Origin of the sequence: Streptomyces sp. R33, assembly GCF_041200175.1 — a bacterium.
Lineage (GTDB): Bacteria > Actinomycetota > Actinomycetes > Streptomycetales > Streptomycetaceae > Streptomyces > Streptomyces katrae_B.
The window spans coordinates 4171260-4186940 of the sequence record NZ_CP165727.1 but is presented as its reverse complement, the minus strand read 5'-3'; the positions used below and the strand labels follow the sequence as shown (position 1 = coordinate 4186940).

Annotated in this window: 16 protein-coding genes and 1 tRNA gene; 10 read left to right on the top strand and 7 right to left on the bottom strand. The window is 71.4% G+C overall.

Annotation, left to right across the window (positions count from 1 at the left end; translation table 11 throughout):
• Positions 1-278: 278 nt before the first annotated feature.
• Positions 279-352, bottom strand: a tRNA-Pro gene (locus AB5J51_RS19095).
• A 165-nt stretch (positions 353-517) separates the two neighbouring features.
• Positions 518-1456 (bottom strand): metallophosphoesterase, encoded by a 939-nt coding sequence (locus AB5J51_RS19090; protein WP_053787824.1) that lies wholly within the window; start codon positions 1454-1456, stop codon positions 518-520.
• Positions 1457-1523: 67 nt separating this feature from the next.
• Between AB5J51_RS19090 and AB5J51_RS19085 the strand changes: the two genes are divergently transcribed.
• The gene (locus tag AB5J51_RS19085) at positions 1524-1985 is read left to right on the top strand and encodes a GatB/YqeY domain-containing protein (protein ID WP_053787825.1); all 462 of its coding nucleotides are present in this window, start codon (positions 1524-1526) and stop codon (positions 1983-1985) included.
• Positions 1986-2063: 78 nt separating this feature from the next.
• Here the strand turns inward: AB5J51_RS19085 and AB5J51_RS19080 are convergent, their stop codons facing one another.
• A complete protein-coding gene (locus AB5J51_RS19080) occupies positions 2064-4358 on the bottom strand; it encodes a transglycosylase domain-containing protein (protein ID WP_053787826.1) in 2295 nt (764 codons plus the stop codon).
• Positions 4359-4755: 397 nt separating this feature from the next.
• Between AB5J51_RS19080 and AB5J51_RS19075 the strand changes: the two genes are divergently transcribed.
• Positions 4756-5106, top strand: coding sequence for a WhiB family transcriptional regulator (locus tag AB5J51_RS19075; protein WP_030299276.1), 351 nt, complete (start codon positions 4756-4758; stop codon positions 5104-5106).
• Positions 5107-5169: 63 nt separating this feature from the next.
• Here the strand turns inward: AB5J51_RS19075 and AB5J51_RS19070 are convergent, their stop codons facing one another.
• Positions 5170-6381: an ArsA family ATPase gene (locus AB5J51_RS19070; RefSeq protein WP_234382315.1), complete on the bottom strand. Its 1212-nt coding sequence runs from the start codon at positions 6379-6381 to the stop codon at positions 5170-5172.
• Between the two features lie 35 nt (positions 6382-6416).
• Complete coding sequence (locus AB5J51_RS19065; protein ID WP_053787828.1) at positions 6417-7397, bottom strand: ArsA-related P-loop ATPase; 981 nt, start codon at positions 7395-7397, stop codon at positions 6417-6419.
• A gap of 100 nt (positions 7398-7497) precedes the next feature.
• On the opposite strand from AB5J51_RS19065, the gene AB5J51_RS19060 reads away from it, so the two are divergent.
• The 5 genes from AB5J51_RS19060 (at position 7498) to AB5J51_RS19040 (ending at position 10456) form a co-directional block, all read left to right on the top strand.
• Positions 7498-7659, top strand: coding sequence for a DUF4177 domain-containing protein (locus AB5J51_RS19060; RefSeq protein ID WP_007264966.1), 162 nt, complete (start codon positions 7498-7500; stop codon positions 7657-7659).
• Complete coding sequence (locus AB5J51_RS19055; protein ID WP_369778129.1) at positions 7656-8126, top strand: RidA family protein; 471 nt, start codon at positions 7656-7658, stop codon at positions 8124-8126. Before AB5J51_RS19060 ends, AB5J51_RS19055 begins: the two co-directional genes overlap by 4 nt.
• A gap of 301 nt (positions 8127-8427) precedes the next feature.
• Positions 8428-9327 (top strand): NUDIX hydrolase, encoded by a 900-nt coding sequence (locus tag AB5J51_RS19050; protein WP_053787830.1) that lies wholly within the window; start codon positions 8428-8430, stop codon positions 9325-9327.
• Positions 9324-10169 (top strand): MBL fold metallo-hydrolase, encoded by an 846-nt coding sequence (locus AB5J51_RS19045; protein ID WP_053787831.1) that lies wholly within the window; start codon positions 9324-9326, stop codon positions 10167-10169. The genes AB5J51_RS19050 and AB5J51_RS19045 overlap by 4 nt, the downstream gene beginning before the upstream one ends.
• The gene (locus AB5J51_RS19040) at positions 10166-10456 is read left to right on the top strand and encodes a hypothetical protein (RefSeq protein ID WP_136224679.1); all 291 of its coding nucleotides are present in this window, start codon (positions 10166-10168) and stop codon (positions 10454-10456) included. The genes AB5J51_RS19045 and AB5J51_RS19040 overlap by 4 nt, the downstream gene beginning before the upstream one ends.
• Before the next feature lie 8 nt (positions 10457-10464).
• Here the strand turns inward: AB5J51_RS19040 and AB5J51_RS19035 are convergent, their stop codons facing one another.
• Together AB5J51_RS19035 and AB5J51_RS19030 are read right to left on the bottom strand one after the other, a co-directional pair.
• Positions 10465-11265 carry a nucleotidyltransferase domain-containing protein gene (locus AB5J51_RS19035; protein ID WP_133897327.1) on the bottom strand — a complete coding sequence of 267 codons (801 nt, stop codon included), beginning with the start codon at positions 11263-11265 and terminating at the stop codon, positions 10465-10467.
• A gap of 182 nt (positions 11266-11447) precedes the next feature.
• Positions 11448-12122, bottom strand: coding sequence for a Crp/Fnr family transcriptional regulator (locus AB5J51_RS19030; RefSeq protein WP_003981529.1), 675 nt, complete (start codon positions 12120-12122; stop codon positions 11448-11450).
• Positions 12123-12475: 353 nt separating this feature from the next.
• On the opposite strand from AB5J51_RS19030, the gene nth reads away from it, so the two are divergent.
• The 3 genes from nth to AB5J51_RS19015 all read left to right on the top strand — a co-directional run bounded on the left by nth (position 12476) and on the right by AB5J51_RS19015 (position 15467).
• Entirely contained in the window at positions 12476-13243 is a 768-nt protein-coding gene (gene nth / locus AB5J51_RS19025) for an endonuclease III (RefSeq protein ID WP_369780277.1), read from the top strand.
• 366 nt (positions 13244-13609) lie between these two features.
• Complete coding sequence (locus AB5J51_RS19020) at positions 13610-14251, top strand: CoA pyrophosphatase (RefSeq protein WP_136224755.1); 642 nt, start codon at positions 13610-13612, stop codon at positions 14249-14251.
• Between the two features lie 13 nt (positions 14252-14264).
• Positions 14265-15467, top strand: coding sequence for a MarP family serine protease (locus AB5J51_RS19015; protein ID WP_030299293.1), 1203 nt, complete (start codon positions 14265-14267; stop codon positions 15465-15467).
• The last annotated feature ends 214 nt before the right edge of the window (positions 15468-15681 follow it).

The following is a 15681-nucleotide window of genomic DNA, read 5'->3' as shown; positions in this document are numbered from 1 at the left end:
GGACCCCGGGGGAGCCGCGGCACGGCTTCGTTTCGATGCCCTCCGGCAAGGGGGGGGCCGCTCGAGGAGATCTCCCGGCTCGTCGGGCACTCCGGGTCGGCCGTCACCGAGGCGGTCTACCGGAACTAGATCCCTGTCCCGTGATCCAGAACGGGACGACCGCCATGGACGAGATCTTCAAGGCCGCTCCGAACCCGCGGCCACTCAGTCAGTCACCCACCAGAAAACAGGTCAGCCACCTACCAGTGCTGGTAGGTGGCTGACCTGGTCTTACTCTGTCGGGGTGGCGGGATTTGAACCCACGACCTCTTCGTCCCGAACGAAGCGCGCTGCCAAGCTGCGCTACACCCCGATCGCCGCCTTGCAGTGGTTGCTGTCCTGGCGACATCGATTACTTTAGCGGACCCTTGGCCGGAGACGAAATCCGGTTTTCGCGAGGGGTGGGGCGGGGACGGTCCGGCGTGACCTGCGCCGGGTCCGGGGCCGGGAAGGCGCAGGTCACCGGGGCGGGCGGCGGCTAGGCCTTCGGGGTCAGGGTGAGGAGCGTGGCCTCCGGGGGGCAGGCGAAGCGGACCGGGGTGTAGCGGTTCGTGCCGCAGCCCGCCGAGACGTGGAGGTAGGCCCGCTTGCCGTCCGTCTCGTACGTGGAGAGCCCCTTCACCCGCTTCGTGTCCAGGTCGCAGTTGGTGACGAGCGCCCCGTAGAAGGGGATGCACAGCTGACCGCCGTGCGTGTGCCCCGCCAGGATCAGCGGGTACCGGTCCGCGGTGAAGGACTCCAGCACCCGCAGGTACGGGGCGTGCACGACGGCCATCGAGAAGTCGGCGTCCGCCTCCGGCCCGCCCGCGACCCGCTCGTAGCGGTCGCGCTTGATGTGCGGGTCGTCCAGGCCGGTGAAGGCCAGCTCGAGGTCGGGCAGTTTCAGGCGGCCGCGCGTGTTGCTGAGGTTCACCCAGCCCGCCGCGTCGAAGGCGTCCCGCATCTCCTCCCACGGGTTGTGCACGGCGCCGACGACCGGCTTGTTGCCGTTCAGCCCGTGCCGCCCCTGGACCTTCTCGATCAGGTAGCGCCCGGGGTTGCGCAGCCGCGGCCCGTAGTAGTCGTTCGACCCGAAGACGTACACGCCCGGGAAGGACATCAGCGGGCCCAGGGCGTCCAGCACCTCGGGGACGCCCTCGGTGTCGGAGAGGTTGTCGCCCGTGTTCACGACGAAGTCCGGGCGCAGGCCGGCCAGCGACTGGAGCCAGGCGCGCTTCTTGTGCTGCCCGCCGACCATGTGGATGTCGGAGACCTGGAGTACGCGCAGCGGGCGCATCCCGGCGGGGAGGACCGGCACGGTGATCCGGCGCAGTCGGAACGACCGCGCCTCGAAACCGGCGGCATAGGCCACACCGGCGGCCCCGACCGCCGCGATCGAAGCGGTGACCTTCAGGGGTGTTCCGTAACGCGCACGCATGGCCCCATGGTCGCAGACCCGGAAAACCGGCGGGCGCCACTGCCCCCGCACCTGGCAGACTCAGCTCATGACCACGCTCAAGGCCAAGCTCCAGGAAGACCTCACCACCGCCATCAGGGCGCGCGACGAGCTGCACTCGTCCACGCTGCGCCTGACCCTCGCTGCCATCACCAAGGAGGAGGTCGCGGGCAAGGAGGCGCGCGTGCTCTCCGACGACGAGGTCCTCAAGGTGATCGCCAAGGAGGCCAAGAAGCGGCGCGAGGCCGCGGACGCCTTCGCGCAGGGCGGTCGTCCCGAGCAGGCCGCGCGCGAGACGGCGGAGGGCGAGTTCCTCGACACCTACCTGCCCAAGCAGCTCAGCGACGAGGAGCTCGGCGCGATCGTGGCGCAGGCCGTCGAGGAGGCCAGGGCCGCGGGTGCCGAGGGGCCGCGGGCCATGGGTGCCGTCATGAAGATCGTGAACCCGAAGGTGGCCGGGCTGGCGGAGGGCGGCCGCGTCGCCGCCGCCGTCAAGAAGCACCTCGCATAGACGGACGAAGTAGACGAAGAAGGGGAGGGCCCCGCCGGCGCGATGCGCGGGCGGGGCCCTCCCCTTCGTCCGTTCCGTCTACGGGCCCTCCGGGCCGCCGATCAGGCCCGGTTCCAGGCTGATGTCCGGGAACGGGTTGGTCGGGGTGTTGCCGCCCGTCGCACCGCCCGTGGCCCCGGCCGCCGTCTGGCCGCCCGGGCGGCCGCCCGGCTTGCCGTCGCCGCCCGGCTTGCCGGGCTTCCCCGGCTTGTTCGGGTTCTGGTTCGGGTTCGGGGTGGGACGGCCGCCACCGGCCGGGATCCCGCTCTCCGGGATGGTCACCGTGGTGAAGTTCGGCGCCTCCCGGCCTTCCAGCGCGCCCGAGACCGCCTGCTTCCAGATCGGGCCGGGCAGCCCGCCGCCGTAGACCTTGTCGTAGTACTGGCCGCCGATGGTGATGTTCTCCATCGACACCTGCTTCGAGCCGCCCGAGCCGACCCACGTCGCGCCCGCCATGTTCGGCGTGTACCCGACGAACCAGGCGTTGTAGCGGCTGTCGGTGGTACCGGTCTTGCCCGCGTTCTGCCGGTCGGTCAGACCCGCCGCGGTACCCGTACCGGAGTCGATCACGCCGAGCAGCAGCGTGTTGACGGTGTCGGCCGTCTTCTCCGCCATCACCCGGTCGCACTGGGACTTCGGCACGGCCAAGGCCTTGCCGTGCGCGTCGGTGATGGACTCCAGGGCGACGGGGGTGCAGTACACGCCGCGGTTGGCGAAGGTGGCGTACGCGTTCGCCATGGTCAGCGGGGACATGCCCTCGGTGCCGAGCGCGATGGCCGGGACCTCGGGGAGCTTCGTGCCGTCGGCCGGGATCACGCCGAGCTTGGTGGTCATCTCGGTCACGGGGCAGAGCCCGAGCGCGTTGTCGGAGATCATCTCCACGAAGTACGTGTTGACCGACTTGGCCATCGCGTCCCTCATGCCGTACGGGCCGACCTCGGACTCCGACTCGTTCTCCACCCGGTCGTGCGAGGTGTTGACCCAGGGCTTGTCGCCGCAGGTCTGCACCGGGCTCGGGTACTCCATGTCGTGCGGGGACGGGTACGTCTTGCCCGCCGACACGCCCCGCTCCAGGGCCGCGGCCGCGACGAACGGCTTGAAGGTCGAACCGGTCGGGAAGCCGAAGTTCGATCCGCCCATCCGCTTGTCCACGGAGAAGTTGATCTGCGTCTCGTTCTTGCCGAAGCCGTACGGCTTGGACTGGCCCATGGCGAGCACCCGGCCGGTGCCCGGCTGCACCAGGGTCACGGCCGTGGCGACCTTGTCGTCCTGGTTGACGTGGTCCTTGATCGACTCGTTGACGGACTCCTGGGACTGCGGGTCCAGCGTCGTACGCACGGTCAGGCCGCCCTGGTTCCAGAGCTTGGCCCGCTCCTCGCGGGTCTTGCCGAACACCGGGTCGGTCAGGAACGTGTTGCGCACGTAGTCGCAGAAGAAGCCCGCGCCCTTGACCGCGGTGATGCAGCCGTTCTTCGGCCGCGTGACCTTCAGCGTCACCGGCTTCTTCTTCGCCTCGTCCGCCTCGGCCTGCGAGATGTCCTTCATGTCGGCCATCCGCTGGAGGACGACGTTGCGGCGCTTCATCGCCTCCTGCGCGTCGTTCACCGGGTCGAACCGGCTCGGCGACTGCACGACGCCCGCCAGCAGCGCCGACTCGTCCAGGGTCAGGTCCTTGGCCGGCTTGCTGAAGTAGCGCTGAGCGGCGGACTCGATTCCGTATGCCTGCTGGCCGAAGTAAGTGATGTTGAGGTAGTTCTCGAGGATCTTCTTCTTCCCGAGCTCCTCCTCGACCTGGATCGAGTACTTCAGCTCGCGGATCTTGCGGCCCAGGCTCTTCTCCTGCGCCTCGCGCACCTTGGTCTCGTCGTCGCCGGCCTCTTCGACGAACACGTTCTTCACGTACTGCTGCGTCAGCGTCGAGGCGCCCTGCGCGGCTCCGCCTTCCTGCGCGTTGCGGTTGACCGCGCGCAGGATGCCCTTCAGGTCGATCGCGCCGTGCTCGTAGAAACGCGAGTCCTCGATCGCGACGATCGCCTTCTGCATGTACGGGGAGATGGCCGTGAGGGGCACCACCTGCCGGTCCCGTGAATAGACCGTGGCGATCAAGCCACCCTCGGCGTCCAGAATCGTCGTGCGCTGGCTCAGCGGCGGTGTCTTGAGATTGGCCGGGATCTCATCGAATCCCTCGACCGTGCCCTTGGCGGCGAGCCCCAGGGCGCCTGCGCCCGGGATCGCGATCCCGGCCAGCACAACTCCGGAGAGAACGGACACCCCGAGGAACTTGGCGGCCTGCTGCGGCCCCGTGAGCCCGGCGCCCGAGCGCTTCTTTCCCATGGAGGGCAGCCTACGTTCTCATTCGCCGGACACGCGCGAATGCCTTGGCCTAAGCTGTCCCCAACTGTCACAGCAGTGCGGTGCGACATCAACCCCTCGGCTTGATTTTCACCCTTCCCGAATGGGGTGGACTTATGTCCGAATCTCGCCCCTCACTCTGACGGTCGCTCGTCCATGGTCCGCCGATTCCACCCGAATTGCCGGAATGGTCGGGCATGTCGCCGGATCACTCCGTCGGGTGATCTGCCGCTTACCCATAGTCCGTTCGGACCATTCAAGATTGGGCCCGTCGGGGGTGTTGCACTGTCCCTGCCTTCCGTAACGTCCTCAACTGGCAGCGGTGAATATGCCGCTACCGCCGTGGGGGAGCCTCGATTCGGGAGAGGACGGCGCCGGGATGGGCTGGGTTACCGACTGGAGTGCGCAGGCAGCCTGCCGCACTACCGATCCGGATGAACTGTTCGTTCAAGGAGCGGCACAGAACAGGGCCAAGGCGGTGTGCACCGGATGTCCGGTGCGGACCGAGTGCCTGGCCGACGCGCTCGACAATCGTGTCGAGTTCGGAGTATGGGGCGGAATGACCGAGCGGGAGCGTCGCGCATTGCTGCGCCGGCGTCCCACCGTCACCTCGTGGCGACGGCTGCTCGAAACCGCCCGCACGGAGTACGAGCGCAGTACGGGCATCCTCACCGTGGATGTCGATGCGGAGATCGACGTTCCGTACGAGACGTACGCGGCAGCCGGGTAGACCCACCCGCGCGGTCCCGCGTACGAATGCCCCCTCACCCGGAGGTATTCGTCGTACGAACGCCTACGCTCCGGCCGGAACCCCGGCCGCGAGTCGCTCTCCGATGGCCCGCAGCCCGGCGAGGTCGTGCACATCGCCGGGCAGGGCGGCCACCTCGGCCACCGCCACCTCGGGGTGCAGCGAGGTGAAGCGATCGCGTGTGCGCTGTTCGCGCGCGATCACCTGCATCCGCTCGGCGTGCAGGCGCAGCAGTCCCGCGGTGATCTCGTCCACGTCGGCCGCCGCCGCGTCGGCCTCCGTGTCCGGGTCACGAAGTCCAGCTTTCCCGGACTCCTGATCGACAATGCCGCCTTCTTCAAGATTCTCTGCAGCGGCCAACGCCCGCTCCGCGGACAGCTGATCGGCGCCGCTGCCGTGCACCCGGTTCAGTACGAGCCCGGCCAGCGGCATCTGCTCCGCGGCCAGCCGCTCCACGAAGTACGCCGCCTCCCGCAGCGCGTCCGGCTCGGGCGCCGCGACCACCAGGAAGGCCGTACCGGGAGCCTGCAGCAGCCGGAACGTCGCGTCCGCGCGGGTGCGGAAACCGCCGAACATCGTGTCCATCGCGGCCACGAACGTCTGCACGTCCTTCAGCAGCGAGGCGCCCATCAGCTTGCTGAGCGTCCCGGTCATCAGGGACATGCCGACGTTGAGGAACTTCATCCCCGCCCGGCCGCCCACCTTCGCCGGAGCCATCAGCACCCGGATGAACTTCCCGTCCAGGAAGGACCCCAGCCGCTTCGGCGCGTCGAGGAAGTCCAGCGCGGACCGGCTCGGCGGGGTGTCCACGACGATCAGGTCCCAGTCGTCGCGGGCCCGCAGCTGGCCCAGCTTCTCCATCGCCATGTACTCCTGCGTGCCCGCGAACCCGGCCGACAGGGACTGGTAGAAGGGGTTGGCGAGGATGGCCTCCGCCCGCTCGGCGTCCGCGTGACCTTCGACGATCTCGTCGAAGGTCCGCTTCATGTCGAGCATCATGGCGTGCAGTTCGCCGCCCTCGACCCCCTTCACCCTGCGCGGGGTGTTGTCCAGCGAGTCGATCCCCATCGACTGGGCGAGCCGCCGCGCCGGGTCGATGGTCAGCACGACCACCTTCCGCCCGCGCTCCGCCGCCCGTACGCCCAGCGCCGCGGCGGTGGTCGTCTTGCCGACCCCGCCGGCGCCGCAGCAGACGATGATCCGCGTCCCGGGGTCGTCCAGCAGCCGGTCCACGGCCAGCCGTGCCGGAGCGTCCATGCCGACGCCCCCCTTCATGCCCGTCGTGGCCCCGCTCATTCCTCGCCCGCCTGCTTCCGCAGCTCCGAGGCCAGCTCGTACAGCCCGGCCAGATCCATCCCCGCGCCGAGCAGGGGGAGTTCGTACGTCGGCACGTCCAGCTGCGCGAGTACGGTGCGCTGCGCGCGCTCCAGCTCCACCCGGCTCGCGTGCTCGGCGGCCTGCGTGAGCAGCGGGTCCACCAGCCGCTCCGCGAGCCCGCCGCGGCGTGCGCCGCCCAGGCCGGCCCGGGACAGGGCCTTGGCCACGTCCGCGCGGCGCTCGCCTGCGGCGGCGCGCAGGGTGTCCTCGTCCAGGTGGTGCGGCCGCACCATGTTGACGACGACCCGCCCCACGGGCAGTCCGGCCGCCTCGAGTTCGGCGATCCCGTCCGCGGTCTCCTGGACGGGCATCTCCTCGAGCAGGGTGACCAGGTGGACGGCCGTCTCCGGGGACTTGAGCACCTTCATGACGGCCTGCGCCTGGTTGTGGATCGGCCCGAACCGAGCCAGCCCCGCCACCTCGTCGTTGACGTTGAGGAAGCGGGTGATCCGCCCGGTCGGCGGGGCGTCCATGATCACGTGGTCGTAGACGTACCGGCCCGCCTTGTCCTTTCGCCGGACCGCCTCGCACGCCTTGCCGGTCAGCAGTACGTCCCGCAGCCCGGGCGCGATGGTCGTCGCGAAGTCGATGGCGCCGAGCTTCTTGAGGGCGCGGCCGGCGGAGCCGAGCTTGTAGAACATCTGGAGGTAGTCCAGCAGGGCCCGCTCGGCATCGATGGCCAGGGCGAAGACCTCCCCGCCGCCCGAGGCGACGGCGATCTTCCGCTCCTCGTACGGGAGCGCCTCCGCGCCGAAGAGCTGCGCGATCCCCTGCCTGCCCTCGACCTCCACCAGAAGCGTCCGTCTGCCCTCGCGCGCGAGGGCGAGCGCGAGTGCCGCGGCGACCGTGGTCTTTCCGGTTCCGCCCTTGCCGCTGACCACCTGGAGCCTGCTCACAGCGTCTGAGCCTAACGACTCGCCCTTCGGGCTGCGCATGAGCCTCCCCCAACCTTCGGCCGGGCGGACCCCCGGGCCGTCAGGCGTTACGCTCGCCCCCATGACCAAGAAGTTCGAATACGCAACGGTCCCGCTGCTGGTCCACGCCACCAAGCAGATCCTGGACACCTGGGGCGAGGACGGCTGGGAGCTCGTCCAGGTCGTACCCGGCCCGAACAACCCCGAGCAGCTCGTGGCCTACCTCAAGCGGGAGAAGGCATGAGCGGCGCTGTCGAGGCGAAGCTGGCCGAGCTGGGCCTGATCCTGCCCGAGGTCGTCCCGCCGCTGGCCACGTACCAGCCGGCCGTGCGGTCGGGCGCGTACGTGTTCACCGCGGGGCAGCTCCCGATGGTCAAGGGCAGCATGCCGGTCACCGGCAAGGTCGGCGCCGAGGTCTCGGCGGAGCAGGCCAAGGAGCTGGCCGCGACCTGCGCGCTGAACGCCCTGGCCGCGGTGAAGTCCGTGATCGGTGACCTCGACAAGATCGTGCGTGTCGTGAAGGTCGTCGGCTTCGTGGCCTCGGCCCCCGACTTCACCGGCCAGCCGGGCGTGCTGAACGGTGCGAGCGAGCTGCTGGGTGCCGTACTCGGCGAAAAGGGCGTCCACGCCCGCAGCGCCGTCGGCGTGGCGGTCCTCCCGCTGGACGCCCCGGTCGAGATCGAGATCCAGGTCGAGGTTTCCGCTTCCTGACGCGCCGTACCTCTTTCCTGACGCGCCGCACTCTTTCCTGACGCGCCGCTCGCGCGCTTCGGCCCTGGCGGGCCTCACCGGCTTCGCGCCGCTGCGCCGGACTCCGTCCGGCGGCCCGCCGGGGCCGTTCGCGTTCCGCCGCCGTCGCTTCTGCGGCCTCCGGCCCGTCCGGCGTTTGAGGTCCGGGTCCGGGCCGAGCCCGGTGAAAGGGAGAAGGGCGGGGCGGGGACGGCCCCCGACCCGGCCCGCCCTCCGAACGGAGGCTCTCGAACATCGGGCCGGATCCCCGTAGCATCCCGACATGCCGAATGGTCAGCACGGTCAGCAGCAGCCCCCCGCCGGGGGCCAGTGGTACCCGCCCGAGTGGCCCGACCGGATCCGCGCGCTCATGGACGGCTCCCTCACCCCGGTGGAGCCCCGACGCGCCGCCACCGTCATGCTGCTCCGCGACACCCCCGACGGCCCCGTCGTGCACATGCTGCGCCGCAAGGCCTCCATGGCCTTCGCGGGCGGCGCGTACGCCTACCCCGGCGGCGGGGTCGACCCCCGCGACGAGGACCACCTCGTCGGCTGGGCCGGCCCGAGCCGGGACGAGTGGGCCGCGCGCCTCGCCACCGATCCCCGGACCGCCCAGGCCATCGTTTGCGGCGCCGTCCGCGAGACCTTCGAGGAGGCGGGCGTCCTGCTCGCCGGCGAGACCGCCGACACCGTCGTCGGCGACACCACCGGCGACGACTGGGAGGCCGACCGTACGGCCCTCGTCGCCCGCGAGCTGTCCTTCGCCGAGTTCCTCGACCGCCGCGGCCTGCGGCTGCGCTCCGACCTGCTCGGCGCCTGGGCCCGCTGGATCACCCCGGAGTTCGAGCCCCGCCGCTACGACACCTGGTTCTTCGTCGCCGCCCTCCCGGAGGGCCAGCGCACCCGCAACGCCTCCACCGAAGCCGACCGGACGGTCTGGATCCGCCCCGCGGACGCCGCCGACGGCTACGACAAGGGCGAGCTGCTGATGATGCCGCCCACCATCTCCACCCTGCGCTCCCTCGAGCCGTACGGGAGCGCCGTCGACGCCCTCACCGCGGCCGCCGCCCAGGACCTGACGCCCGTACTGGCCCAGGCCTCGCTGGAGAACGGCGAACTGGTGCTCAGCTGGCCGGGCCACGACGAGTTCACCAAGCGCGTCCACCCCGGAGGCACCCCGTGACGAATGCGGCCGCTCTGCCCGGACAGCCCCGCGGAATCGTCACCTCAGGGCCCGCCACCGCCCGCGCGGTCAACATCCTGGCCCCCAACGCCTCGGCGATGACCCTGGACGGCACCAACACCTGGCTCGTCTCGGAGCCCGGCTCCGAGCTGGCCGTCGTCATCGATCCCGGCCCCCTCGACGACGTCCACCTGCGCGCGGTCATGGAGACCGCCGAACAGGCGGGCAAGCGGATCGCCCTGACCCTCCTCACCCACGGCCATCCCGACCACGCCGAGGGCGCGGGCCGGTTCGCCGAGCTCACCGGCACCAAGGTCCGCGCCCTGGACCCCGCCCTGCGCCTCGGCGACGAGGGGCTGGGCCCCGGGGACGTGATCCGGACCGGCGGGCTGGAGCTGCGCGTCGTCCCGACCCCCGGCCACACCGCCGACTCGCTCAGCTTCCACCTGCCCGCCGACCGGGCCGTCCTGACCGGCGACACGATCCTCGGCCGGGGCACCACCGTCGTCGCACACCCCGACGGCCGCCTCGGGGACTACCTCGACTCCCTGCGCCGGCTGCGCTCGCTGACGGTGGACGACGGCGTGCACACGGTGCTCCCGGGGCACGGACCGGTCCTGGACGACGCGCAGGGCGCGGTGGAGTTCTACCTGGCCCACCGCGCGCACCGGCTCGCCCAGGTCGAGACCGCGGTGGAGAACGGGTACACGACCCCCGCGGCGGTCGTCGCCCACGTCTACGCGGACGTGGACCGCTCGCTGTGGCCGGCCGCGGAATGGTCCGTACGGGCGCAGCTCGAGTACCTTCAAGATCACGGACTGATCCCGGGGGGACCTGAATGACCACGCTGTTCCTGCTGCTCGCGCTCATCGTCACGGCCTCGTGGATCACCTCTACGGTGACCCTGCGCATGAAGGCCCTCGAACGGCGCTCGGAGCGGCTGGAGCGGCAGCTGGGCCTGCTCCTGGACCACTTCGGCATCGAGGAGCCGGAGCCGGCCGGGATGGACGAGGTACGGGCGCTCGTGCGCGACGGCCGCACGGTCGAGGCCATCCGTGTCCACCGGCGCATCACCGGCGCGGGCCTGCTCGAGGCGAAGCAGGCGGTCGAGGCCCTGACGGAGGCCTGACCGCGTCTTCAGCGGGGCGTCTTCGTGCCGTGCCGGGCGGTGTACTCGTCCGCGAGCCACGGGCCGAGGTCTTCCAGGTACGCGTGCAGCACGGCCGGGTCCCCGGTCGGATCCAGCGCCATCGCGGCCGCGGCCCGCATCTGCGCGGCGCGCTCCGGGTAGTACCGGCCGAAGATCTCCGCGGACTCGGCGAGATCGCTCGTCCAGCCGCCCCACCGGGGCATCACGAGGGTGAACCCGGTGCGCACCAGGTGCCGCGAGAAGTGCCGGCTGAGCCTGCGGTACTCGGCGGGCGTCGACGCGGCTTCCAGCCTGGCCCGCCACCGCGGGAGTACGGCGGCCAGGTCGCCGTTGGTCTCACGGGCGAGCCGGCTGTCCGGGCGGTAGCGCGGGAGGTGCTCGGCCAGGTCGGCGCCGAGCAGCGGGGTGCACAGGCAGGCGAGGAACCAGCCCAGGTCGTCCCGCTCCTGCTCGCTCAGCAGGGTGTCCTTGCCGTGGAGCAGGATGCCGACGCCGTCGATCTCGGGGAAGTCCTGGTCGAGCCCGCGCGCCAGCACCTCGGCGGTGTCCCGGTCCTCGTCGGCGGCCTCGTGGTTCAGAGCGAGGAGCAGGTCGAGGTCGGAGCGCCCCGGGCGCGCCGTCCCGCGCGGCACGGACCCGTACAGGTAGGCGCTGTGGAGCCGCTGCCCGTACGCCTCGCCGATCCGCTCGCGCGCGGCGGCGACGACGGGTTCGAAGGCGCCCTGCACCCGGCCGAGTGACCCCTCGCGCTCGAAGTACCCGTACGCGTCCAGCCCTCTGTGCTCCATGGCCCCACTTTCCTGCCGGCCGGCCGCGTCCGGCCCCGTCGGAGTCCGAGGCGCGGGGTTCGGGGCGGAGCCCCGGGAAGCCCGGCGCAGCCGGGGTCCGCTCGCGCAGCGGTCCCGCACCCGGAAACGGCAGAGGGGCCCCGCCCGACCGGGCAGGACCCCTCCGTGCGAAGCAAAAAGCGTCAGCGGGACCGCTTCGCCAGCCGCTCCACGTCCAGCAGGATCACCGCGCGGGCCTCCAGGCGGAGCCACCCGCGGCCCGCGAAGTCCGCGAGGGCCTTGTTGACCGTCTCGCGGGAGGCGCCGACCAGCTGGGCCAGCTCCTCCTGCGTCAGGTCGTGCACGACGTGGATGCCCTCCTCCGACTGCACGCCGAACCGGCGCGACAGGTCGAGGAGCGCCCGCGCCACACGGCCGGGAACGTCGGAGAAGACCAGGTCGGACATCTGGTCGTTCGTCTTGCGCAGGCGCCGTGCCACCGCACGCAGCAGCGCGGTCGCGACCTCGGGCCGGGCGTTGAGCCACGGCTGCAGGTCGCCGTGGCCGAGGCCGAGCAGCTTGACCTCGGTCAGGGCGGTGGCGGTGGCGGTGCGCGGGCCGGGGTCGAAGAGCGACAGCTCGCCGATCAGCTCGCCGGGGCCGAGGACGGCCAGCATGTTCTCGCGGCCGTCGGGGGAGGTGCGGTGCAGCTTCACCTTGCCCTCGGTCACGACATACAGCCGGTCGCCGGGGTCGCCCTCGTGGAACAGGGCGTCACCGCGTGCGAGGGTCACCTCGCCCATGGAGGCGCGGAGCTCCGCGGCCTGCTCGTCATCGAGCGCCGCGAAGAGCGGGGCGCGCCGCAGAACGTCGTCCACGAGTCTCTCTCCTATGTCGACCAGCTCAGGGGTCCGTGCTCCCCATTTTGCCGGACGGCTCAAACAGTGCGATCAATCACAAGGATGCCGGACGTACGGGCGTGCTGTGCGGCGAGAGGCCAATCAGAGTGGTGTTACCTGAGGTCCAGGCGGGTGTCAGCGCCCGGCCTTAGGCTGGCCGGGTGTCCAATAAGCCGGTGAGAGCACAGGCCAAGGGGTCCGCAGGAGTGACGGGCGCCCCCAATTCAGCTGTGGGCGAACAAGCCCCCGAGAAGGCGTCCGGGAAGCCCCGGAAGGCCCTGCCGAGCCCCCAGGGCAAAGCTTCGGCCAAGAAAACGGAATCGCGCCTGGCGATGGTGCGCCGGGCCCGTCGCATCAATCGCGAGCTGGCCGAGCTCTATCCGTACGCCCATCCCGAGCTCGACTTCCGGAATCCCTTCGAGCTGCTGGTCGCCACGGTCCTCTCCGCCCAGACCACCGACCTGCGCGTGAACCAGACGACCCCGGCCCTGTTCGCCGCCTACCCGACCCCCGAGGACATGGCCGCGGCCGTTCCCGAGGATCTGGAGGAGCTCATCCGGCCGACCGGGTTCTTCCGGGCCAAGGCGCGGTCCCTCCTCGGCCTCTCGCAGGCCCTGCGGGACAACTTCGACGGGAACGTACCGGGCCGGATCGAGGACCTCGTGACGCTGCCCGGAGTGGGCCGCAAGACGGCCAACGTGGTGCTCGGCAACGCGTTCGGCGTCCCGGGCATCACCGTGGACACCCACTTCGGCCGGCTGGTCCGCCGCTGGAAGTGGACCGAGCAGGAGGATCCGGAGAAGGTCGAGGCGGAGATCTGCGGGATCTTCCCGAAGAGCGAGTGGACGATGCTCTCGCACCGCGTCGTCTTCCACGGCCGCCGGATCTGCCACGCCCGCAAGCCCGCCTGCGGCGCCTGCCCGATCGCCCCGCTCTGCCCGGCGTACGGCGAGGGCGAGACGGACCCGGAGAAGGCGAAGAAGCTGCTCAAGTACGAGAAGGGCGGTCAGCCCGGCCAGCGGCTGAGCCCGCCGCCGGACTACCCGGGCCTCCCGGCCCCGCCGCTGGGCGGCGGCCAGGCGGGCTCCACCGCCTCCTGAGCAAGAAGCACGACGCAGCACGAGCACGCAGCAGAGCACGCAGCACGAGCACGCAGCACGGCCGCGGGCCGCCGCACGGCGGCCCGCGGAGGAACGAATCCGGCCCGGCGCTGCGTTGTCCCGGTATCGGGACGGCGACGGTGTCGGCAACGGCAGGGAGCAGGGGTGCCTATGACGCGCGGAGCGCGGGACGAGAGCAGCGTGGCCCAGGCGGCCGCGCCGCCGCAGCAGGGCCAGCCGCAGGCCGCGTCACGGGCCGTCCGGGCCACGGCCCAGGGCCCGGCAGCCCCGGCCCCCGGCGCTCGCGCCCCCGGGCCCGAGGCCCCGTACGAGGACCGCGGCGCCCCGCGCGTCAGCACCCAGGGCCTGCCCGGTTGGCTCGATCCCGTCGTGGAGGCCGTACGGACGGTCCGGCCGACCCAGCTCAGCCGTTTCCTGCCGCCCGAGGACGGCCGGGGCCGCCAGTCCGCCGTACTGATCCTGTTCGGCGAGGGCCCGCGCGGCCCCGAGCTGCTGCTCATGGAGCGCGCCGGGAGCCTGCGCTCGCACCCGGGCCAGCCCTCCTTCCCGGGCGGCGCCCTCGATCCGGAGGACGGCGATCCGCACACCACCGGCCCGCTGCGCGCCGCCCTGCGCGAGGCCGAGGAGGAGACCGGGCTCGACCCCGCCGGCGTCCAGCTCTTCGGCGTCCTGCCGCGGCTCTACATCCCGGTCAGCGAGTTCGTCGTGACCCCGGTGCTCGGCTGGTGGCACGATCCCAGCCCGGTCGGCGTCGTGGATCCGGCCGAGACCGCCCGCGTCTTCACGGTTCCCGTGGCCGATCTCACGAATCCCGATCACCGGGTCACGGCCGTCCATCCGCGCGGCCATCTGGGCCCCGCTTTCACCGTCGAATCCGCTCTGGTCTGGGGTTTTACGGCCGGAGTGATCGACCGGCTCCTGCATTTCGCGGGGTGGGAGCGCCCCTGGGACCGATCGAGGCAGGTCCCGCTCGACTGGCACGCATGAGACGGTGACCCTCGTGAACGTGCTGGACATCCTGTTGCTGGTCGCCGCCGTCTGGTTTGCGATCGTCGGCTACCGCCAGGGCTTCGTCGTCGGCATCCTGTCGGTGATCGGCTTCCTCGGCGGTGGTCTCATCGCCGTGTCCCTGCTCCCGCTGATCTGGGACCGGGTGACCGACAACGGCACCCAGGTGTCCACCACGGTCGTCGTGATCGCCGTGGTCGTGATCATCGTCTGTGCCTCGATCGGGCAGGCCTTCACCACGCATCTGGGCAACCGGCTGCGCCGCCACATCACGTGGTCGCCGGCCCGCGTGGTCGACGCGACCGGCGGGGCCCTGGTCAACGTCGTCGCGATGCTGCTGGTGGCGTGGCTGATCGGCTCGGCGCTCGCCGGGACGTCACTTCCCACGCTGGGCAAGGAAGTCCGCAATTCCAAGGTGCTGCTGGGCGTTTCGCGGGTGCTGCCCGCGCAGGCCAACACCTGGTTCTCGGACTTCAGCTCCACCCTCGCGCGCAGCGGGTTCCCGCAGGTGTTCAGCCCGTTCTCGAACGAGCCGATCACCGAGGTGAAGGCGCCCGACCCGGCGCTCGCCCGCAGCCCCGTCGCCGAGGCGGCCAAGCGCTCGATCGTGAAGGTCGTCGGTACCGCGCCGAGCTGCAGCAAGGTCCTGGAGGGCACCGGCTTCGTCTTCGCGCCCGGCAAGGTGATGACCAACGCGCACGTCGTCGGCGGCGTCGGCGAGCCGACCGTACAGATCGGCGGCGAGGGCAAGCTCTACGACGGCAAGGTCGTGCTCTACGACTGGGAGCGCGACATCGCCGTCCTGGACGTGCCCAAGCTGAAGGCGCCCGCGCTGGAGTTCACCGACAAGGACGCGGCGAGCAGCAGCGACGCGATCGTCGCCGGCTTCCCGGAGAACGGCTCGTACGACGTCCGCGCGGCGCGGGTCCGCGGCCGGATCAACGCCAACGGCCCGGACATCTACCACCGCGGCACCGTCCGGCGCGACGTCTACTCGCTGTACGCGACGGTCCGCCAGGGCAACTCCGGCGGCCCGCTGCTCACGCCCGACGGCAAGGTGTACGGGGTCGTCTTCGCGAAGTCGCTCGACGACCCGAACACCGGGTACGCGCTGACGGCGGACGAGGTCCGCGACGACATCCGGATCGGGAAGGTCTCCGACCGGCGGGTCGACAGCCAGGGCTGCGCCCTCTGATCCGTACGGGCACCTTGCCCGTACGGACCGGGGCGCCGCGCCCGGCTACGTCCGTGGATGCCGCAGGCGGGCCGAGACCCAGCGGGCCCGGCGGCGCAGGATGCGTGGGATCCCGAGGCGGGGGTCGTGGCCGTCCCGGCCCGACCTCCCGTGTGTGCCCGGCGTCGCTGCCGGGCGGCGTTCGCGTGCGGTGTCACCGTAGTCGTGCGTCCAG